We start from the raw sequence: 19,868 nt of genomic DNA, 5'->3' as shown, positions 1-19,868 counted from the left end.
AGCTGCCGGAGGGCGACCCGGAGCGTCAGCGCATCCGCGACCAGCTCGTGGAGCTGCATCTGCCGCTGGTGGAGTATCTCGCCCGGCGCTTCCGCAACCGCGGGGAGTGGCTGGACGATCTGATCCAGGTCGCCACGATCGGTCTGATCAAGTCGATCGACCGGTTCGATCTGGAGCGCGGGGTGGAGTTCTCCACCTATGCCACGCCGACGATCGTCGGTGAGATCAAGCGGCACTTCCGCGACAAGGGCTGGGCGGTGCGCGTGCCGCGCCGGCTGCAGGAGCTGAAGCTGTCGCTGACGAAGGCGATCAGTGATCTCGCGCAGCGGGAGGGCCGCGCCCCGACGGTGAGCGAGCTGGCGGCGCACCTGCAGATGAGCGAGGAGGAGGTGCTGGAGGGGCTGGAGTCGGCGAACGCCTATTCCACGGTGTCCCTCGACGCGCCCGACTCCGGCGACGAGGACGCGCCCGCGGTGGCGGACTCGCTCGGCATGGTGGACGAGTCGCTGGAGGGCGTGGAGTACCGCGAGTCCCTCAAGCCGCTGCTGGAGAAGCTCCCGGCGCGCGAGAAGAAGATCCTTCTGCTGCGTTTCTTCGGGAACATGACGCAGTCGCAGATCGCCGCGGAGCTCGGCATCTCCCAGATGCACGTGTCCCGGCTGCTGGCGCGGACTCTCGCGCAGCTCCGGGACGGGCTGACCGCCGACGAGTAGCGGGTGAAGAGCCGAAAGGGCCCCGAGGACGCGTCCTCAGGGCCCTTTCGGCGTCCGGTCAGTTCTGGCCGTTCTTGGTGGGCTGTTCGTTGAGGCGGTCTTTGAGGCGCCGTCCGAGGGAGCGCGGCTCCCCGGTCGGCGCGGCGCCGGCAGCCTTGGCGGGTGCGGGGTCCTTCGGCGCGGCCTCCTCGTCGTCCCGGTCGTCCTCGTCGTGGTCCTCGATGAGCCAGGCGGTGCTCGGCGGGCTGAGGACGGCGATCAGTGCGAGGACGGCGACCACGCCCAGCGGGACGGCGATCGCGGGACGGTCGCTCTGCCACAGCGAGTAGGCGATCGGCAGGGCGAACAGCTGGGTCAGGACCGTGGGGGCGCGGCTCCACTGGGCGGCGCGCAGCAGCCCGCGGGCGCAGCCCAGCATGCCGAGGCCGCCGGCGAGGGCGAGGACGGTGACCCCGATCGCGCTGGCCGGGTCGACGGCGGCGCCGGCGGCCGTCTCGACGCCGGTGAAGACGCCGAATCCGACGGCTGCGGCACCCTCGGCGGCCTGGAGCGCGGCGGCGGCCTGCACGGTGAAGGGACGCTTGGTCACACCCCGAAACCCTACTCGCCCCTTGCGGCGGCCCGCTCCCAGGGGAAACTGCGGGCGAACGCATCCGGAACGATCGATACCCTGACGCCGTGCGCGCCATGCTCATCGCCAACCCCAAGGCGACCTCCACCTCCCGGCGGGCCCGTGACATTCTCGTGCGGGCCTTCACCGGCGACCTCGATCTCGTCCTCGCCGAGACCGGCCATCGCGGCCACGCGACCGAGCTGGCCCGGCAGGCCGCCGTCGAGGGTTACGACGTCGTGGTCGCCCTCGGTGGGGACGGGACGGTGAACGAGACCGTGAACGGGCTGCTCGCTGACGGCCCGTCCCCCGATCTGCCGGCTCTGGCGGTGCTGCCGTGCGGGAGCGCGAACGTGTTCGCCCGCGCGCTCGGCCTGCCGGACGATCCGATCGGCGCGACGCGGTCCGTCCTGGAGGCGCTGCGGGCGGGCCGGCATCGGGCGGTCGGGCTCGGCACGGCCTCCCATCCCGGCGCCCCCGAGCGGTATTTCACGTTCTGTGCGGGAGTGGGGCTGGACGCGGAGGTCGTGCGGGAGGTGGAGCGGCGCCGCGAGGCGGGCCTGCGCGCGGACCCTTCGCTGTATGTGCGGACGGCGATACGGCATTTCTTCTCCGGCACCGATCGGCGCCATCCGTCGCTCACTTTGGAACAGCCCGGACGGCCACCGAAATCTGGACTGTTCCTGGCGTTCATCTCCAATACGTCTCCGTGGACTTTCATGGGCCGGGTGCCGGTGAATCCGAGTCCGAAGGCGAACTTCGCGCGGGGGCTGGACGTGTTCGGGATGCGTTCCCTGGAACTCGGCGCGACGCTGGGGGCGCTGACCCAGATGCTGACCCCGCGAGCGCGTCCCATTCAGGGGCGGCACGTCCTCAACCTGCACGATGAGGCCGAGGTCACAGTGCGCGCGGACCGTCCCGTGGCGTTCCAGCTGGACGGCGACTACCTGGGCGAGCAGCGGACGGTCACGTTCCGCTCCGTGCCGAAGGCGATCCGCATCCTCATTTGAGACGCGCGAGCACGCATGTGAGAGCCAAGTAACACGCCCGACCGATGGGTGTGACACATGCGACACCCATACTTTGAGAATCCTTTCTCAAAGGTCTTGCGTCTGCCCGCACCCTCCTGAAACGCTCAAAGTGCGCCAGCAGACAGGGACCCCAACGCCGCCGGTCACCTGCTCTCGGCGCCGCCGAACACGCATCCCTGGACCCTGGCCACAGCCACCCTGGGCGTTCGCGACATGTGAACCCGTTCACAAAGAGTGGAGCATCTCCACCACCTGACGAAGGAGTGGACCGCATGGACTGGCGCCACCGCGCAGCCTGCCGTGACGTGGACCCCGAACTCTTCTTTCCCATCGGCAACACCGGCCCCGCGATCCTTCAGATCGAGGAGGCCAAGCAGGTCTGCCGCCGCTGCGACGTGAGCGACGCCTGCCTGCGCTGGGCGCTGGAGTCCGGCCAGGAGTCCGGCGTCTGGGGCGGCATGGGCGAAGACGAACGCCGCGCGCTGCGTCGTTCTCATCGCCGTGCCCTTAGCGTCAGGCGCTAGAGCGCCTTCCTTGCGGGCGCGGCCGCGATCGCTGGCATCGCTTCGACTCGCCTTGCGGCTCGCTGCGCGATCAGTTTCTTGCTTCGCTTGAAACTGGCTTCGCACGCGATCGCGCACCTTCGGGTTTCTGACGGCTGAGGTGCCGGTTGCTCCCAGTGAGGAGTGAGCACGGCCCAGAGTTCATGGCCGTGCTCAGGGTCGGCTGGGGCGGTGGTGGTGGTCGTCCAGGGGGATGTCGACCACTACCTCGGTGCCGCCGCCTTCTCTTGGGCGGAAGTCCAGGTGGCCGCCCAGTTCCCCCACGATGAGGGTGCGGACGATCTGAAGGCCCAGGCTCTCGGTGCTCTCCATGTCGAAGCCGGCGGGCAGGCCGACGCCGTCGTCCGCGACGATCGTGACGAGGCGGCGGCCGGACGGGCGCTCGGGCTCGGCGCCCGGGGCGCGGGGCTCGTTCGCGCCGGGCGCCGTCCACTCCCCCCAGACCGGGACGCCGCCCGGCTCGTGGGAGACCTCCCCCTCGCCGTAGCGGTGCGCCACGACCTCCAGGGTCCCGAACCGGTTCGCCAGGCCGTGCTCCAGCGCGTTCTGCAGCAGCTCGGTGAGCGCCATCGCGAGCGGCGTCGCGACCTCGGCGGGCAGGACGCCGAAACTGCCGGCCCGCTTGGGCGTCACCTTGGTCTCGGGGGTGGACACCTCCCCCGCCATCGTGATCACCCGGTCGGCGATGTCGTCGAAGTCGATCAGCTCGTCGGGGGTGTGCGACAGCGTCTCGTGCACGATCGCGATGGACCCGACGCGCCGGACGGCCTCGTCCAGCGCGGCCCGTCCCTCCGGGATCCGCAGCCGCCGCGCCTGGAGCCGCAGCAGCGCCGCGACCGTCTGCAGGTTGTTCTTCACCCGGTGGTGGATCTCCCGGATGGTGGCGTCCTTGGTCATCAGCTCCCGGTCGCGCCAGCGCAGCTCCGTCACGTCCCGGCACAGGACGATCGCGCCGATCCGCGTCCCGCCGACGACGAGCGGGATCGTGCGCAACTGCATGATCGACCCGCGCGACTCGACCTCGACCTCGCGCGGCGCGCGGCCCGACAGCACGACGCTCAGCGCCTCCTCCATCGGCTCGCCGGTGTCGCACAGGTCCGCGGTGATCTTCCCGAGCGCCTCGCCGACGAGGTCCGTCGGGTAGCCGAGCCGCCGGTAGGCCGACTGGGCGTTGGGGCTGGCGTAGGTGACCTTGCCGGAGCGGTCCAGCCGCATCAGGCCGTCGCCGACGCGCGGCGAGCGGACCATGTTCGGCTCCTCGCCCGGCACCGGGAACCGGCCCTCGGAGATCATCGTGGCGAGGTCGCTGGCGCTCTGCAGGTAGGTCAGCTCCAGCCGGGACGGGGTGCGCGCCGAGCTGAGGTTGGTGCTGCGCTGGATCACCCCGAGGATCTTGGCGCCGCGGCGCACCGGGATGGACTCCTCGCGGACGGGGATGCCGCTGCCCCACTCCGGGTCGCCCTCGCGGACGATCCGGCGCTCCCGCCACGCCACGTCGATCAGCCCGCGGCGCCCCGTCCGGACGACCTTGCCGACGAGGTCCTCCGGGTAGGCGGTCGGCCCGGTCGTCGGCCGCATCTGCGCGATCGCGACCCAGCCGGGGACGGCCGCGCCGGTGTCGAGCACGCTCGGCCTGCCCCGGCCCGCGCGGGACGTCCCGTCGGCGGGCAGCGCCTCCGCCGACCGGAGCGGCACCCACAGCAGCAGGTCCGCGAACGACAGGTCGGCCAGCAGCTGCCAGTCCGAGACCAGCGCGTGGAGCCACTCCAGATCGGTGTCGGTGAGATCGGTGTGGTCGCGGACCAAATCGGTCAAGGTAGGCACACCACCATCATCGCCGATGGTTTTCCGTCCCGGGGCAGGTGGCCCCGGCTCCGGGGCCACCTGGCAGGATGCCCGGCATGACCGCAGGACGAGACCCCCTGGCCAGGCTCCGGGACGCGGCGGAGCGGCGCGCCGCCGCCGGGCTGCGCCGGTCGCTGCGCCCCCGCCCCGACGGGCTCACCGACCTGGCGTCCAACGACTACCTCGGCCTGGCCGGCGACCCGCGGCTCGTCGAGGGCGCCGTCGCCGCCGCGCGCGAGTGGGGCACCGGCTCCACCGGTTCGCGGCTCGTCACCGGGACGACGGAGCTGCACGCCGAGCTGGACCGGCGGCTCGCCGCGTTCACCGGCAGCGCCGCCGGCCTGGTGTTCTCCTCCGGCTTCCTGGCCAACCTCGGGGCCGTCACCGCGCTCGCCGGGCCCGACACGCTCGTGGTGTCCGACCAGGTCAACCACGCCTCGATCGTGGACGCGTGCCGGCTATCGCGGTCCCGCGTCGTGATCGTCCCGCACCGGGACGCCGCCGCTGCGGAGCGGGCCCTCGCCGAGCGCGAGGAGGACCACGCCCTCGTCGTCACCGACGCGGTGTTCTCCGTGGACGGCGACCTCGCGCCGCTGGACGCGCTGCACGCGGCCGCACGGGCGCACGGGGCGCTGCTCGTGGTCGACGAGGCGCACGCGCTCGGCGTCGTCGGCGACGGGGGCCGGGGCGCCGCGCACGCCGCCGGCCTCGCGGGCGAGCCGGACGTGGTCCTCACCCTCACGCTGTCGAAGTCCCTCGCGTCGCAGGGCGGGGCGGTGCTCGGCGCCCCCGAGGTGATCGAGGCCCTGGTCGACACCGGGCGGTCGTTCATCTTCGACACTGGGCTGAACCCGCCCGCCGCGGGCGCCGCCCTCGCCGCGCTCGACGTCCTCGGATCCGACCCGGGGCTGCCCGGCCGCGCCCGCGAGCGGGCGCTGGCGATCTCAAACCTGGCGGCCGGTTCCGGCCTGGAAACGGCCAGGCCCGCGGCGGCCGTGGTCCCGGTGTTCCTGGGCGAGCCGCAGGCCGCGGTGCGGGCCGCCGGGATCTGCGCTGAGCACGGTCTCCGCGTCGGCTGCTTCCGTCCGCCGTCGGTCCCGAAGGGCCGCGCGTGCCTGCGCCTCACCGCACGTGCCACGCTGGACGAGTCGGACCTCACACGATTGCGGGCGGCCCTGGCGGAAATCGCGTCTTCTACCGGCCGTAGTCTTCACCCATAACATCGGGGAAACCGGTGATGAACGTGAGGAGACGCCGTGACGGAGGTCAGGGGCGGGCCCCGGCACGGGGGCGGGTTCGAGCACGGCTTCGACCGGATCTCGCTCGGCGACCTCGGTAAGCGCCACCCGAACCAGGCGCCGCGGATCCCCAAGTACTACAAGCTCAAGGAGCTGCTGGTCGAGCTGATCCAGTCGCTTCCCGCGGGCAGCCCGCTGCCGCCCGAGCGGACGCTCGCCGAGAAGTACGAGACGTCCCGCACCACCGTCCGGCAGGCCCTCGCCGAGCTGGTCGTCGAGGGGCGCCTCCAGCGCATCCAGGGCAAGGGGACCTTCGTCGCCAAGCCGAAGGTCGCCCAGGAGCTCCAGCTCGTCAGCTACACCGAGGACATGCGGCACCACGGGCTGCGGCCCGAGACCCGCATACTGGAGGCCGGCTACGTCAGCGCCGACGAGCGCCTCGCCACCCTGCTGTGCATCCGCCCCGGCGGCCGGGTGCTGCGGATCCACCGCCTCCGGCTGGCCGACGGCGAGCCGATGTCGATCGACACCTCCCACCTCCCGGCCCGCCGCTTCCCCGGCCTGCGCCGCGAGCTGCCGCGCCACCACTCCCTGTACGAGACGCTCGCGACCGCCTACGACGTCCACCTCACCGAGGCCGAGGAGACGATCGAGACCGTCCTCGCCACCCCGCACGACGCCCAGCTCCTGGGCGTGGACGTGGGCCTGCCGATGCTGCTGCTGTCGCGCCACGCCTTCGACACGACGGGCCAGCCGGTCGAGTGGGCCCAGTCCCTGTACCGGGGCGACCGCTACAAGTTCATCACCCGGCTGAGCCGCTGACCCGCCGCGCGGGCGCGTCTCAGAGCGTCCGGCTGAGGGCCTTGATCGGCATCTGCAGCTCGGTGAGCAGCTCCAGGTCCTGCCGTGCCGGACGGCCGAGGGTGGTGAGGTAGTTGCCGACGATGACGGCGTTGATGCCGCCGAGCATGCCCTCGCGGGTGCCGAGGTCGCCGAGGGTGAGCTCGCGCCCGCCGGCGTACCGCAGGATGGTGCGGGGCAGGGCGAGCCGGAACGCGGCGATCGTCTTCAGCGCCTCGGCGCCCTCGACCAGCGGGTAGTCGGCGAACGGCGTGCCGGGCCGCGGCGCGAGGAAGTTCAGCGGGACCTCGTCGGGCTCCAGCTCCGCGAGCTGCGCGGCGAACTCGGCGCGCTGCTCGACGCTCTCGCCCATGCCGACGATGCCGCCGCAGCACACCTCCATGCCGGCGTCCTTGACCATGCGGAGGGTGTCCCAGCGCTCCTCCCACGAATGCGTGGTGACCACGTTCGGGAAGTGGGAGCGGGCCGTCTCCAGGTTGTGGTTGTAGCGGTGGACGCCCATCGCGGTCAGCTCGTCCACCTGCTCCTGTGTGAGCATGCCGAGCGAGCACGCGATGTTGATCTCGACGGCGTCGTTGATGGCCTTGACGCCGTCGCGGACCTGCGACATCAGCCGCTCGTCCGGCCCCCGCACGGCGGCGACGATGCAGAACTCGGTGGCGCCGGTCGCGGCGGTCTCCTTCGCCGCCTCGACCAGTTCGGGGATGTTCAGCCACACCGACCGGACGGGCGACTCGAACTTGCCGGACTGCGAGCAGAAGTGGCAGTCCTCCGGGCAGCCGCCGGTCTTCAGCGAGACGATCCCCTCGACCTCGACCTCGGGCCCGCACCACCGCATCCGGACGTCGTGGGCGAGCGCGAGCAGGTCCTGGAGCCGGTCGTCCGGCAGGTTCAGCACCTCCAGCACCCGTCCCTGCGACAGGCCCTCGCCCTCGTCCAGGACCTGGCGGCGCGCGATGTCGAGGATGTCCGTCACGTGTTCTCCTTGTCGGGGCCGAAGGCGGCGCGGAAGACGGCGGCGTCGAAGCCGCCGCCGAACGAGGGGGCCAGGCCGCGGTGCGCGGCCACGAGGAACTCCGCCGGGTCCATGGCCCCGGCGCCGGCGGGCAGCGCGCCCGACAGCGGGCGTGCCGCGATGGTCTCCAGGTCGCGGATGTTGCTGCGCATGGCGAGGTCCGGCTCGTCCGGCCAGGCGCCGATCACCACCCCGGCGAGCTGCACGCCGCGGTGCGCCATCGCCTCCAGGGTGAGCGCGGTGTGGTTGAGCGTGCCGAGGTCGGGCCGGGCCACCACCACGACCGCGGCGCCGAGCCAGCGCGCGAGGTCGGCGATCGTGCTTCCCTCCTCGTCGTAGCGGACGAGGAGCCCGCCCGCCCCCTCGACCAGCACCAGCCTCCGCCCGGACGCCAGGTCCCGGACGCGTTCGGCGACGTCCGGCATCCGGACGGGCGGCATCCCCGCGTGGCGGGCCGCGGCGGCCGGGGACAGGGGGTCGGGGAAGCGCGCGTACTCGTGCACGTCGTCGATCCCGGCGAGCCTGCGGACCTCGTCGAGGTCGCCCGGCTCGCCGCCGGCGACGCCCGTCTGACCGGGCTTGACGACGGCGACCGACGCGCCGCGCGCGGCGGCGACCGCGGCCAGCGCCGCGGTGACGACGGTCTTCCCCACACCCGTGCAGGTCCCGGTCACAACGAGCACACTCACAGATCGGCACACTAGCGCGGGCCCGGAATCCGCCCGTCGCCGGGTGTTCCCGGAATCGGCGGAACCCGGGCGGGCCGCCGAGCGTCCAACCGTCATGGCCGGTCCGTACACACGCTCCCGCCGGGCGCCGGCACTCGCCTGCGTCGTCCTGACCGCCGGCGCCGCGCTGGCCGCCTGCGGCGACGGCTCCGGCACCGCCGAGCCCTCCTCCCCCGCGCCCGCCCCGTCCTCGTCCTCGTCCTCGCCGGGCGGCACCTCCACGGGCGAGAAGCTCGTCCTGCGGTGGCGCAAGACCGGCGGCATCGCCGGTCTCGGCGGTCCCGGAAGCCTCCCCGACTTCTCCCTCTACTCCACGGGCCGCGCGGTCGCCTCGGCCCAGGGCGGGCCGACGGAGTACCGCCTGAAGCCCGAGGCGCTGCGGCGCCTCCTCGACGGGGCCCGCGCGGCCGGCCTCGCCCGCTCCCACTCGGTCGGGCCCGGCGGCGTCGCCGACGCGATCACGATCGTGGTCGCCATGGACGGCGCGACGACCCGGATCATCCAGCCCGAGGCCCAGTCGGGCCCGGAGGGCCGCTTCCTCCGGCGCCTCGACCCGGCCGCCTGGCCCGCGTCCGACCTCACCGGGAAGCCCGCCCCGTACAGGCCGGAGAAGACCGCCGTCCTCGCCGGGCCCACCACGGGAAGCGCCACCGTCAAGGCGTGGCCGCTGGAGCCGCTCGGCAAGGGCGTCCCAGTCGCCGGTGCGATCTGCACGGTGGCCCCGGCCAAAAAGGTTCCCGCCACGAACCCGGACACCGCGTGGCGCAGCGGCGGCCAGACCTACTCCGTCCGCCTGCGCCCCCTCCTCCCCGCCGAGTCGTCCTGCCAGGACGTCAAGTGATCGTCCGGACGGCGCGCCCAGACGAGTACGACCTCGTCGGCGAGCTGACCGTGGAGGTCTACGTGCGCGGCGGCCTGGTCAGCCCGGAGTCCCCGTACGTGCACAAGCTGCGCGACGCCGCCGACCGGGCCGCGAAAGCCGAACTGCTCGTCGCCGAAGACGCCGGGCGGATCGCCGGTGCCGTCGCGTACTGCCCGCCGGGCACCCCCTACGCGGATCTGGCCGGACCGGACGAGGCCGAGTTCCGCATGCTCGCCGTTCTGGAGGACGCCCGCGGCAGGGGCGCGGGCCGCGCCATGGTGCGCGCCTGCATCGAGAAGGCCCGCAAAGCCGGCCTTTCGGGCCTGCGCCTGTCGACGCAGCGCAACATGGAGTCCGCGCAGCGGATGTACGAGAAGATGGGCTTCGTCCGCACCCCCGACCACGACTGGGCCCCGGCCCCGGGCGTAGACCTCATCACCTACGCCATGTCGTTCCGGGACGCGGACGCGGCTCCTCGTATGCGCGGAGGTCGCGGGTGAAGAGCCCTGAGAACGCCCGGCCTCTCGCCTAGGCGAACCGTTAGGGGGCTTGGTCCGCGGGTTCGAGGGGGCCGTGCGCGGAGCATTCGGCCGTCCAGGCTGCCGGCGTGACCTGGACTATCAGGCGGCGGCGGCAGTCGGGGCAGTAGCGGGGCGGTTCCATCCGGCGGGCGGTCCGGCAGGAGGTGTGGTCGCCCTCGGCGGGCTCGCCGCAGCGGTCGCAGTACACGGCGTCACTCTACGACGGGCGCGGAGGCCGCGCTCAGGGGGCCTGGTGGCCGCGCATGCGCGCGACCAGCCCGGTGTCGTAGGTCCCGTCGGCGAACTCAGGGCGGTCGAGCAGTTCGCGCAGGAACGGCAGGTTCGTCGGCGGGCCCTCGATGTGGAACGCCTCCAGGGCGGCGCGGGCGCGGGCCAGGGCGTGGGCGCGGTCGTCGCCGTGGACGCACAGCTTGGCCAGCAGCGGGTCGTAGTGGCGGGTGACGGTGTTGCCCTCGGCGTAGCCCGCGTCGATGCGGATGCCTTCGCCGACGGGCTCCTCCCACACCGTGATCTCACCCGTCCCGGGCAGGAAGCTCCGCGGGTCCTCGGCCTGGACGCGGAACTCGACGGCGTGCCCGCGCGGGGCGGCCGAGGTGAACGAGACGGGTTCGCCCGCGGCGATGCGGAACTGCTGCTCGACGAGGTCGATGCCGGTGACCAGCTCGGTCACCGGGTGCTCGATCTGGAGGCGGGTGTCCATCTCCAGGAAGGTGAACTCCTGCGCGGCGGGGTCGACCAGGCATTCGACGGTGCCGGCGCCGCGGTAGCCGACGGCCTCGCCCGCGCGGACGGCGGCGGCCAGCATCCGCTCGCGCAGCGCCGGGGTGACGCCGGGGGACGGGGACTCCTCCACGACCTTCTGGTAGCGGCGCTGGACGGAGCAGTCGCGCTCGCCCAGCGCGACCACCGTGCCGTCGGCGAGCCCGAGGATCTGGACCTCGACGTGCCGGGCGCCCTCGACGTACCGCTCCAGCAGGATGTCGCCCCGGCCGAAGAGCTGCTCGGCGGAGGCGCGGGCCTCCTCGAACGCCTTGCGCAGCGACGCCTCGTCATGGACGGCGGCCAGGCCCATGCCGCCGCCGCCCGCGGCGGGCTTCACCATGACGGGGTAGCCGATGCGCTCGGCCTCCTCGGCCGCCGTCGCCGCGTCGGGCACCGGCTCCCAGACGCCGGGCGCGACGGGGACGCCCGCCTCCTTCATCAGGTTCCGGGCGTTGATCTTGTCGCCCATCCGGGCGATGGCGAGCGGGGGCGGGCCGACCCAGACCAGGCCGCGCTCGCCCACCCGCCGGGCGAACGCGGCGCTCTCGGCGAGGAACCCGTGACCGGGGTGGACGGCCTGCGCGTTGGTCCGGTGCGCGGCCTCCAGGATCGCGGCGGCGTTGAGGTAGCTGCCGGACGGCTCGGCGGGCCCGATCAGGACGGCCTCGTCCGCCTCGGCGACGAAGGGGAGGCCCTCGTCGGCCGCGGAGTACACCGCGATCGCCTTGAGCCCCATCGCGCGGGCGGTGTGCACGATCCGCCCGGCGATCTCGCCGCGGTTGGCCACGAGCACCGACTCGAACACCTGGGGGCTCCTCCTCGCGGACCGGCGGGACCCGGTGTCCCGCCCCGGCAGAGACTAGTGGGGCCGCCGGCTCCGCGACCGACGATTCCCGGGTCCGCGCCCCGTACACGCCGTGTGGCGAACGTCTCGGCGAGGGTGTCGGCGAAATCGCCGGTCTCCATTCCGGCGGGCCGGGCGGGAACCCTGCTCATCCGCCTGATCGGCACGGTTGTGTCCCGGCACAATTGACTTGCCGCCGGGCGGCGTTCACTGTGTGGGCGTCGCGACGGCCTTTCCCGCAAGGGCGCGGAATCCATTCTCTCTGGGCCTGGCCGCCGCATGCAAAAAGTGCGCCGCAGTTCTCACTCGGCGCGGCTCCCCAAGGAGGAAACCCCTTGTCCCGAAGAACGCTCCTCACACTGCTCGGCGCGCTCGCGCTGCTCACCGGGGCCGTGCTGGCCCCTGCCGCCGCGCAGGCCGCACCGGCCGCGCCGGCCGCGCAGCCGCAGACCGTCACCCTCCGGTACGGCCCCTACACCATTCCGAAGGCGGCGAACGGCGAGCACGGCGAGCTGCCGAACCAGATAGCCGTCGACGTGGCGAAACCGTGCGAGAGCTGTTTCGTCACGGGTTTCAAGCCGAATCTCGTGTACGCCGACGGAAGCAACGCCAACATCAATACCGGGCCGATGCTGCACCACGCCGTCATCTTCAACTCGGCGGCGTGGGACATCGTGTGCGGCGGGCCGCGGCGCGTTCTGGCGTCCGGCAACGAGCGGATGGAGAGCGTCTTCCCGGCCGGCTACGGGTTCCGGATGGGCCCCCTCGACCGCTGGACGCTCCTCGCCGACCTGATGAACCACGCGCACGAGGAGAAGACCGTCTACGTCCAGTTCACCTTCACCTACCAGCCGGTGCTCGGCTCGCACATCAGACCGGTGGTCCCGCTGTGGCTGGACGCCGGCGGCTGCGCCGACTCGACCTGGGACGTCCCCGCGGGGCCGCAGAGCGAGAAGTCCAGGACGTGGCGCTCCACCGTCTCGGGCGACGTCGTGCACGTCCGCGGGCACCTGCACCACGGCGGCGTCGCCGTGCGGACGGAGGACGCGACCACCGGGCGCCTGTTCTGCCGCAGCGAGGCGGAGGAGGGCGGCACGCCGGAGTTCGTCGACCACCACGGCATGACCGAGGTCTCGAACATGCCGTCGTGCGGCGGCTCGCCGATCGGCCGGATCGATCTCGGCGACATCTTGAGGATCACCGCGTCCTACCGGGCGTCCGACGAGGGCTTCACGGACGTCATGGGCATCATGCACGCCTGGGTGACCGAGGGATGATCCCGATGGACCGACTGGGCGGACCGGTGCTCGGGCTGTTCCGCGCCGTCATGGGCCTGCTGTTCCTGTGCCACGGCACGGCGTCGCTGTTCGGGGTGCTCGGCGGCAACCGGGGCAGCGGGCACGCGGTCGCGCTGGCCGCCTGGCCGGGATGGTGGGCGGCGCTCATCCAGCTCGTCTGCGGCGCGCTGGTCCTTGCCGGGCTGTTCACGCGGCCCGCGGCCCTCCTGGCGTCCGGCTCGATGGCGTACGCGTACTTCACCGTCCACCAGCCGCACGCGCTCCTGCCGCTGCGCAACGGCGGCGAGAGCGCGGCGATGTTCTGCTGGGCGTTCCTGCTGATCGCGGTGCTCGGACCGGGCGCCGGGGCGCTGGACGCCCTCCTGGCGGGCCGCCGCCGAGAACCGGCGGCGGCACCGTCCGGATCCTGACCCGGGCGCGGAAAAGGGGGCCCGGCGAATGCCGGGCCCCCTTCACGTCAGCCCGAGACGAGCGTCCGGGCGACCGCGGCCGGGACCTCCGCGTAGGACGCGAACCGCATGGTGAACACCCCGCGGCCCGACGTCATGCCGCGCAGGTGCCCGACGTAGCCGAACATCTCCGACAGCGGGACGAGGGCGTGCACGATCCGGGCGCCGGCGCGCTCGCCGGTCCCCTCGATCCGCCCGCGGCGGGCGTTCAGGTCGCCGATCACCGGGCCCAGATGCTCCTCGGGGGCGGTGACCTCGACGGTCATCACCGGTTCGAGCAGCACGGGCGACGCGCGCCGCACCGCCTCCCCGAACGCCAGCGAACCGGCGATCTTGAAGGCGAGCTCGGACGAGTCGACGGGGTGGAAGTCGCCGTCCAGCAGCGTGACCCGCACGCCCGTCATCTCGTACCCGGCGAGGACGCCGAAGCGCATCGCCTCCTGGCAGCCCGCGTCCACCGAGGGGATGAACTCCTTCGGGATCCGTCCGCCGGTGACCCGGTTGACGAACTCGTACCCGTCCTCGATGGGCTCGACGGCGATCTGCACCTTCGCGTACTGGCCCTTGCCTCCCGTCTGCTTGCGGTGGGTCAGGTCGACCCGGTCCACGGCCGTGCGGATCGTCTCGCGGTAGGCCACGCGCGGCCGGCCGACGTTGGCCTCGACGTGGAACTCCTCCCGCATGCGGTCGATGAGGATCTCCAGGTGGAGCTCGCCCATGCCGCCGATGACGGTCTGCCCCTCCTCGTCGTGGACCTGGAACGACGGGTCCTCCTCCGAGAGCCGCTGGATCGCGGCGCCCAGCTTCTCCCGGTCGGCCTTGGACCGCGGCTCGATCGCGACCTCGATGACCGGCGCCGGGAAGTCCATGGACTCCAGGACCACCGGGCGCGCCTCGTCGCAGAGCGTCTCACCGGTGGTGGTCTGCTTGAGCCCCATCACCGCGACGATGTCGCCCGCGCCCGCCGACGCGATCTCCTCGCGGGCGTCGGCGTGCATGCGGTAGATCTTGCCGATCCGCTCCTTGCGCGCCTTGACGCTGTTGAGGACGCTCGCGCCCGCCGCCAGCCGCCCGGTGTAGATCCGGACGAAGGTGAGCCGCCCCAGATGCCGGTCACTCACGATCTTGAACGCGAGCGCGGAGAGCGGGGTCCGCTCCAGGGCGTCCCCGACCTCCGGCGGCGCGACGTCGAGCGGCGACGGCAGGTACCGCACCACCGCGTCCAGCAGGGGCTCGACGCCCTTGTTGCGGAACGCGCTGCCGCACAGCACCGGGGTCGCCTCGGAGGCGACCGTGAGCCGGCGGATCGCCGCGTGCAACTGCTCCGGCGACGGCTCCGCACCGCCCACGTACAGCTCCATGACCCGCTCGTCGCGCTCGGCGACCGTCTCGACGAGCCTGCCGCGCCATCGGCGGACGTCCTCGGCCATGCCGGACGGGACGTCCACGACGGCGTGCCGGCCCTCCGGCCAGACGTGCGCCCGCCCGGAGACGAGGTCGACGACGCCCTCGAACCCGGACTCGGCGCCGATCGGCAACTGCGTGACCAGCGGGACGGCGCCGAGCCGCTCGCGGATCATGTCGACGCAGGCGAGGAAGTCGGCGCCGGCGCGGTCGAGCTTGTTGACGAAGCAGATCCGCGGCACGCCGTAGCGGTCGGCCTGGCGCCACACCGTCTCCGACTGCGGCTCGACGCCCGCCACGCCGTCGAACACGGCCACGGCGCCGTCGAGGACGCGCAGGCACCGTTCGACCTCGATCGTGAAGTCGACGTGGCCCGGCGTGTCGATCAGGTTGATCGTGTGCTCGGCGCCGCCGGGGGCGTCCCGGACCGTCCAGCGGCAGGTCGTCGCCGCGGAGGTGATGGTGATGCCCCGGTCGCGTTCCTGCTTGGTGTAGTCCAGCGCGGTGTTGCCGTCGTGCACCTCGCCGATCCGGTGCGACACACCGGTGTAGAACAGGATCCGCTCGGCGGTCGTCGTCTTGCCGGCGTCGATGTGCGCCATGATCCCGATGTTGCGAACCTTGGTCAGAGCGAAGGCTGTGGTTGTTGTCATCGGGAATCCTCCTGGTTCTCTCTGATGACGACCGCCGCCGGACAAGATCGTGCCGTGCGGCAGGCCGACCGTAACGGCGGAGAGAGGGCCGGCGCGAAGGGTTTTCCGGCTAGGAGGCGATCTCGCCGAGGGCCTCGATGACGCTGCGCAGGTGCGCGCGGGCGGCCTGCTCGGCGGCGGCCGGGTCGTGGGCGGCGATCGCGTCGATGATGGCGAGGTGCTGCGGGAGGGACACCTGGGGGCGGCCCGGGTGCATGGCCAGCTTGAACTGGTGCCGGACGCTCTGGGCGCGCAGGCGCTCCAGGACGCCCGAGGCGGTCCGCTGCCCGCTGATCTCGCGGACGCGGCCGTGGAGGCGCTCGTTCAGCCGGGAGTAGCCGAGCACGTCGCCGGACGCGACGGCGGCGCGCATCTCCTCGCCGATCGTCCGCAGCTCGGAGATCTCGGCGGGAGCCGCGCACTCGGCGGCCTTCGCCGCGCACAGCCCCTCGATCACCATCCGGACCTCGGAGATCTCCACGGCCTCCTCCAGGGAGACGGCGCGCACCCGGGCGCCGCGGTTCTGGACGCGCTCGACAAGGCCCTCGCCCGCGAGCACGGCGAGCGCCGCTCGGACGCCGGCGCGGCTCGCCGCGAACTGCTCCGACAGGTCCGCCTCGACCAGCCGCTGGTTCGGCACGAACTCGCCGCCGAGGATCGCCTCGCGGATCGCGGCCGTCACGTCGCTCACGGAGTCTCCGGGATTGTCGCCAATTTTGGTGTGATCTAGGGTAGCGGTTCGCGGGACATCCGGCCGCGGAGGAGGACGCATGACGGTGATCGCCGTACTGGGGCTCGGTGAGGCGGGCGGCGCGATCGCGCGCGACCTCGTGGCGGCGGGGGCGGTGGTGCGCGGCCACGACCCGGCCGTCGCCGCGTCCGGCGGGATCGTCCAGGCGCGGAGCGAGGCCGACGCCGCCGCCGGGGCCGATCTGGTGCTGAGCGTCAACAGCGCGCACGACGCCGTCGCGGCGCTCCGGGCGGGGATCGGCGCCGCCCGGGGCGCCGTGTGGGCCGACCTGAACACCGGCTCGCCCGGGTTGAAGCGGGAGCTGGACGCGCTCGCGCGGCGGGCCGGGGCCCGGTTCGCCGATGTCGCGATCATGGCGCCGGTGCCGGGCCGCGGGCTCCGCACGCCGATGCTGGCCAGCGCGGAGGGAGCCCGGGCGGTCGCCGCGACCCTCACCCCGCTCGGCGCCGCGGTCGAGGTGATGGACGCGGAGGCGGGCGCGGCGGCCGGGCGCAAGCTGCTGCGCAGCGTGTTCTTCAAGGGGCTGGCCGGGTCGGTGGTCGAGGCGCTGGAGGCGGCGCGGGCGGCCGGCTGCGAGGACTGGCTGCGCGAGGACATCGTCGCGGAGCTGGCGGCGGCCGGGGAGCACACCGTGGACCGGCTCGTCGCCGGGACGTACCGGCACGCCGACCGCCGCGCCGCCGAGATGGAGGCCGCGGCGGCCATGCTGGACGAGCTGGGCGTCCCCCCGGCGATGGCCGCCGCGAGCCGCGACCTGCTGAGGCGGCTGTCCGCCCGCGCGCGCTAGGCGCGGCCGTCGCGCAGGTCGTCGAGCAGCAGGCGGCTGAGCCGCAGCAGCTCCTTGCGCGGGTCCCACAGACCGGGGGCGTCGGTCCGCGGGCCGAGGTGGGGGCGCTCCATCTCGTGCTGCATCTTCTCGGCCTCCGCGAGCGCCGCGTCGTCCGGCACGTCGGGCAGTTCCAGGACGAGGCCGCCGAGCGTGCGGAGCACCGCCGCGTACCCTCGCCGGAAGTCCTCTCCCGGAACCACCGCCTCGTCGGCGTCCGCGAGCCGGCGCAGCGTCGCCGCGATCGACCGGCTGTAGGCCGTCGCGCGGTCGAGCATCGTCATCAGGTCCGGCGCCGGCCACTGCCCGGGGACGCCCCGCCAGCGCAGCCGATAGCCGCGCAGCTTCGCGCGGGGGTTGGCGCGCAGGCTGGCCTCCCCCTGCTCGACGGCGTACCGCGCCTGATCCTGGACGCTCACCAGCCGGGACTCGCGCTCCTGCCACAGCGAGCTCCACTCGGCGGGCTCGACGACGTCGTCGGCGAGCGTCCCGAGGGCGTCGGCGAGGGTCTCGCGCATCTCCCGGACCGCGTACTCGCCGCGCCGCAGGTACAGCGGCGGGAAGACGGCCGCGTTCACCCCGAGGCCGACCACGAGCCCGACCGCGACGTCGGCCAGGCGCGGCAGCGTGTAGCCGACGACCTCGTGCCCGCCCAGCAGCAGCGCGAACAGCGCCGTGAACGGGACCTGGGACGCCTGCTCGCCGAGCCGCCGCCATCCCGACGCCATCATGGCGAGGACGACGACGAGGGCGATGCCGGCGATGTTCGGGCCGACGAGCAGCCCGACGGGGATCGCGAGCGCCGCGCCGATCACGAACCCGCCCCCGTAGGCCAGGCTCTCCCGCACGGACCGCACGACCGTCGGGTACACCCCGAGCAGCGCGGCCAGGGGGGCGAAGTACGGCTGCGGTTCGCCGAACACGTTCTTCGCGACCAGCCATGCCGTGACCGCCGCGAGGACGGCCTTGAGGGTCAGCTTCGCGCGCTCGTCCCAGTACCGGCGTCCCGCAAAAGGCATCAAATGCCTTCGAATCCTCCCGAAAAACACCAAATCGCGGTTCCCTCCCACCGCGCGTCGAACCATGATCGGGCGCGCGGGGAGGCCCGGGCGGGGCCCGGCCCGGGCAGTCCCGGTGAGCGAGACCACAGGGGGGTGATGTGTGACACAAGGCCGATTTGCGGAAAGATGCCGGACGAACGGACGGAGGGAGCCACGTGGCGGGCAGGCGCGCGACACCGACCGGCAGGTACGGCGGCCGGTCCGCGGCCGAGCGGCGCGCCGAGCGCCGCCGCCGGTTCCTGGACGCCGGGCTGGAGATGTTCGGCCGCGGCCCCGGATACCGCGGCACCACGGTCGCGGCGCTCAGCGAGGCGGCCGGGCTGTCCACCCGCCAGTTCTACGAGGAGTTCAGCACGCTGGAGGACCTCCTCGCCGAACTGCACCTCGAGGTCAACGACGCGGCCGAGCGGGACGTCCTGGCCGCGCTGCCGTCCGTCGCGGGCCTCGGGCTCGCCGAGCGCACGGCGCACCTGTTCCGCGCCTACGCCGCCAGCATCACCGCCGACCGGGCCCGCATCCGGATCGCGTTCGTCGAGATCATCGGCGTCAGCCCCCGGCTCGACCGCCAGCGCCTCACCCGCCGCGCCCGCTGGGTCGAGTTCATCTGCGCCGAGGCCGCCGCCGCGGCCGAGCGGAGCGAGATCCCCGACCGCGACTACCGGATCGCCGCGACGGCGTTCATCGGCAGCATCAACGGCCTCCTGCACGACTGGACCGCCGGCTGGGTCGAGGCCACCCTCGACGAGGTCATCGACGAGCTCGTCCTGATGCTCCTCGGCCGCCTGCACTCCCAGGACGCCCTGCCCGCGCCCGGATCGGCCTCCCTCGGCCCCGGGCCCGTCGGCCGGTGACCGGCCGGCCCGGCCGTCAGGGGCGTGCGCGCTCGGCCCGGACGTCCGTCGTGGGGGTGACCAGGCCCAGGCGGGCCCCGGTCGGATCGGTGACCACGGAGAACCGGCAGGGCTTGAGGTCGGTGGGCGGGATGCGGACGTGGGCGCCGAGCTCGACGGCCAGGGCCGCGGACTCGTCGCAGTCGGAGACCCAGAAGAACGGCGTCCAGTGCGAGGCGTGGCCGGGCGGCCAGTGCTCGTCCATGGAGACCATGCCGGCCACCGCCCAGTCGCCGACCTTCCAGTGGGTGTAGACGGAGTCGTAGTAGTCCCGGTCGACGGCCCTCCAGCCGAAGACCTCGCCGTAGAAGCGGCGGGCGCGTTCGATGTCGCGGGCGGCGAGCTCCACCCAGACCATCGCGGACGGCTCGTCGACGACGCCCGCGCCCTTGAGGTTGTACGGGTACCAGAGCGCGAAGTCGGCGCCCTCGGGGTCGGAGCACAGGGCCATCCGTCCCAGGTCGGCGATGTCGGTGGGCTCCACCGTCTCCAGACCGCCCGCCTCGCGCACGGCGGCGAGCGTGGCCGGGACGTCGTCGGTCCGGAAGTAGCACGTCCAGGAGGCGGTCTCCGAGTCGTCGGCGAGCGCCTGCATCCCGGCGACCTCGGGGCCCTGGACGCCGCCCAGCGTGAAGATCTCGTAGTCACCGAGGTCGCTCAGGGTCAGCGTGTAGGAGTACCAGCCGAACAGCTCGCGGTAGAACCGCCTGGACCCCTCCGGGTCCGGGCTCGCGAGTTCGGCCCACGACGGGTGGCCGGGGGCGAACGCGGTCACCTCGGGCATCGGATCACCTCCGGCATCGCCTCCCTGGCGGCGCGCCCCGGCGGCGCGCGTTCCTCCAGGCTAGGGACGCCCGCGCAATCCCCGCCGACGCGAATCCCC

General features: G+C 73.2%; 21 protein-coding genes. 11 read left to right on the top strand and 10 right to left on the bottom strand.

Annotated features, from left to right (window positions below):
• Positions 1–2: 2 nt before the first annotated feature.
• A complete protein-coding gene (locus tag AB0K37_RS08235; protein WP_345183373.1) occupies positions 3–713 on the top strand; it encodes an RNA polymerase sigma factor SigF in 711 nt (236 codons plus the stop codon).
• A 58-nt stretch (positions 714–771) separates the two neighbouring features.
• Here the strand turns inward: AB0K37_RS08235 and AB0K37_RS08230 are convergent, their stop codons facing one another.
• A complete protein-coding gene (locus AB0K37_RS08230) occupies positions 772–1,302 on the bottom strand; it encodes a hypothetical protein (RefSeq protein WP_363976669.1) in 531 nt (176 codons plus the stop codon).
• A gap of 89 nt (positions 1,303–1,391) precedes the next feature.
• Between AB0K37_RS08230 and AB0K37_RS08225 the strand changes: the two genes are divergently transcribed.
• Both AB0K37_RS08225 and AB0K37_RS08220 read left to right on the top strand, forming a co-directional pair.
• Positions 1,392–2,333 carry a diacylglycerol kinase family protein gene (locus AB0K37_RS08225; protein WP_363976666.1) on the top strand — a complete coding sequence of 314 codons (942 nt, stop codon included), beginning with the start codon at positions 1,392–1,394 and terminating at the stop codon, positions 2,331–2,333.
• 293 nt (positions 2,334–2,626) lie between these two features.
• Positions 2,627–2,878, top strand: coding sequence for a WhiB family transcriptional regulator (locus AB0K37_RS08220; RefSeq protein ID WP_089314516.1), 252 nt, complete (start codon positions 2,627–2,629; stop codon positions 2,876–2,878).
• A gap of 192 nt (positions 2,879–3,070) precedes the next feature.
• Here AB0K37_RS08220 and AB0K37_RS08215 read toward each other — a convergent pair whose 3' ends face one another.
• Complete coding sequence (locus AB0K37_RS08215) at positions 3,071–4,741, bottom strand: histidine kinase N-terminal domain-containing protein (protein WP_363976663.1); 1,671 nt, start codon at positions 4,739–4,741, stop codon at positions 3,071–3,073.
• Positions 4,742–4,818: 77 nt separating this feature from the next.
• Between AB0K37_RS08215 and AB0K37_RS08210 the strand changes: the two genes are divergently transcribed.
• Together AB0K37_RS08210 and AB0K37_RS08205 are read left to right on the top strand one after the other, a co-directional pair.
• Entirely contained in the window at positions 4,819–5,982 is a 1,164-nt protein-coding gene (locus AB0K37_RS08210; protein ID WP_363976661.1) for an 8-amino-7-oxononanoate synthase, read from the top strand.
• A 96-nt stretch (positions 5,983–6,078) separates the two neighbouring features.
• Complete coding sequence (locus AB0K37_RS08205; RefSeq protein WP_345183375.1) at positions 6,079–6,822, top strand: GntR family transcriptional regulator; 744 nt, start codon at positions 6,079–6,081, stop codon at positions 6,820–6,822.
• A 19-nt stretch (positions 6,823–6,841) separates the two neighbouring features.
• On the opposite strand, the gene bioB is transcribed toward AB0K37_RS08205, so the two are convergent.
• Complete coding sequence (gene bioB / locus AB0K37_RS08200; protein ID WP_363976658.1) at positions 6,842–7,837, bottom strand: biotin synthase BioB; 996 nt, start codon at positions 7,835–7,837, stop codon at positions 6,842–6,844.
• Entirely contained in the window at positions 7,834–8,565 is a 732-nt protein-coding gene (gene bioD, locus AB0K37_RS08195; protein ID WP_363976655.1) for a dethiobiotin synthase, read from the bottom strand. Before bioD ends, bioB begins: the two co-directional genes overlap by 4 nt.
• Before the next feature lie 94 nt (positions 8,566–8,659).
• Here bioD and AB0K37_RS08190 point away from each other — a divergent pair, with 94 nt between their 5' ends.
• Together AB0K37_RS08190 and AB0K37_RS08185 are read left to right on the top strand one after the other, a co-directional pair.
• Complete coding sequence (locus AB0K37_RS08190; protein WP_363976652.1) at positions 8,660–9,445, top strand: hypothetical protein; 786 nt, start codon at positions 8,660–8,662, stop codon at positions 9,443–9,445.
• A complete protein-coding gene (locus AB0K37_RS08185; RefSeq protein ID WP_363976650.1) occupies positions 9,442–9,966 on the top strand; it encodes a GNAT family N-acetyltransferase in 525 nt (174 codons plus the stop codon). The genes AB0K37_RS08190 and AB0K37_RS08185 overlap by 4 nt, the downstream gene beginning before the upstream one ends.
• A gap of 40 nt (positions 9,967–10,006) precedes the next feature.
• Here the strand turns inward: AB0K37_RS08185 and AB0K37_RS08180 are convergent, their stop codons facing one another.
• On the bottom strand, positions 10,007–10,195 hold the full coding sequence (locus tag AB0K37_RS08180) for a hypothetical protein (protein WP_363976647.1): 189 nt from the start codon (positions 10,193–10,195) through the stop codon (positions 10,007–10,009).
• A gap of 33 nt (positions 10,196–10,228) precedes the next feature.
• Positions 10,229–11,575, bottom strand: coding sequence for a biotin carboxylase N-terminal domain-containing protein (locus AB0K37_RS08175; RefSeq protein ID WP_363976644.1), 1,347 nt, complete (start codon positions 11,573–11,575; stop codon positions 10,229–10,231).
• A 374-nt stretch (positions 11,576–11,949) separates the two neighbouring features.
• On the opposite strand from AB0K37_RS08175, the gene AB0K37_RS08170 reads away from it, so the two are divergent.
• Both AB0K37_RS08170 and AB0K37_RS08165 read left to right on the top strand, forming a co-directional pair.
• Positions 11,950–12,891 carry a hypothetical protein gene (locus tag AB0K37_RS08170; RefSeq protein WP_363976641.1) on the top strand — a complete coding sequence of 314 codons (942 nt, stop codon included), beginning with the start codon at positions 11,950–11,952 and terminating at the stop codon, positions 12,889–12,891.
• Complete coding sequence (locus AB0K37_RS08165; RefSeq protein WP_363976638.1) at positions 12,888–13,322, top strand: DoxX family protein; 435 nt, start codon at positions 12,888–12,890, stop codon at positions 13,320–13,322. Before AB0K37_RS08170 ends, AB0K37_RS08165 begins: the two co-directional genes overlap by 4 nt.
• A gap of 47 nt (positions 13,323–13,369) precedes the next feature.
• Here the strand turns inward: AB0K37_RS08165 and fusA are convergent, their stop codons facing one another.
• Positions 13,370–15,418, bottom strand: coding sequence for an elongation factor G (fusA, locus tag AB0K37_RS08160; RefSeq protein WP_363976635.1), 2,049 nt, complete (start codon positions 15,416–15,418; stop codon positions 13,370–13,372).
• A gap of 109 nt (positions 15,419–15,527) precedes the next feature.
• Positions 15,528–16,148: a GntR family transcriptional regulator gene (locus AB0K37_RS08155; RefSeq protein WP_363976632.1), complete on the bottom strand. Its 621-nt coding sequence runs from the start codon at positions 16,146–16,148 to the stop codon at positions 15,528–15,530.
• Between the two features lie 79 nt (positions 16,149–16,227).
• On the opposite strand from AB0K37_RS08155, the gene AB0K37_RS08150 reads away from it, so the two are divergent.
• Positions 16,228–16,995, top strand: coding sequence for a DUF1932 domain-containing protein (locus tag AB0K37_RS08150; RefSeq protein WP_363976629.1), 768 nt, complete (start codon positions 16,228–16,230; stop codon positions 16,993–16,995).
• On the opposite strand, the gene AB0K37_RS08145 is transcribed toward AB0K37_RS08150, so the two are convergent.
• The gene (locus AB0K37_RS08145; protein WP_363976627.1) at positions 16,992–18,053 is read right to left on the bottom strand and encodes an FUSC family protein; all 1,062 of its coding nucleotides are present in this window, start codon (positions 18,051–18,053) and stop codon (positions 16,992–16,994) included. The two genes, AB0K37_RS08150 and AB0K37_RS08145, sit on opposite strands and share 4 nt — an antisense overlap.
• A 197-nt stretch (positions 18,054–18,250) precedes the next feature.
• On the opposite strand from AB0K37_RS08145, the gene AB0K37_RS08140 reads away from it, so the two are divergent.
• Positions 18,251–18,946 carry a TetR/AcrR family transcriptional regulator gene (locus AB0K37_RS08140; protein WP_363976625.1) on the top strand — a complete coding sequence of 232 codons (696 nt, stop codon included), beginning with the start codon at positions 18,251–18,253 and terminating at the stop codon, positions 18,944–18,946.
• Between the two features lie 16 nt (positions 18,947–18,962).
• Here AB0K37_RS08140 and AB0K37_RS08135 read toward each other — a convergent pair whose 3' ends face one another.
• Complete coding sequence (locus AB0K37_RS08135) at positions 18,963–19,769, bottom strand: VOC family protein (protein WP_363976622.1); 807 nt, start codon at positions 19,767–19,769, stop codon at positions 18,963–18,965.
• Positions 19,770–19,868: the final 99 nt, after the last annotated feature.

The sequence above is a fragment of the Actinomadura sp. NPDC049753 genome (genome assembly GCF_040674655.1).
GTDB lineage: Bacteria > Actinomycetota > Actinomycetes > Streptosporangiales > Streptosporangiaceae > Spirillospora > Spirillospora verrucosospora.
Note: the sequence above shows the minus strand (reverse complement) of the source record. Positions and strands in the feature narration are given on the sequence as shown.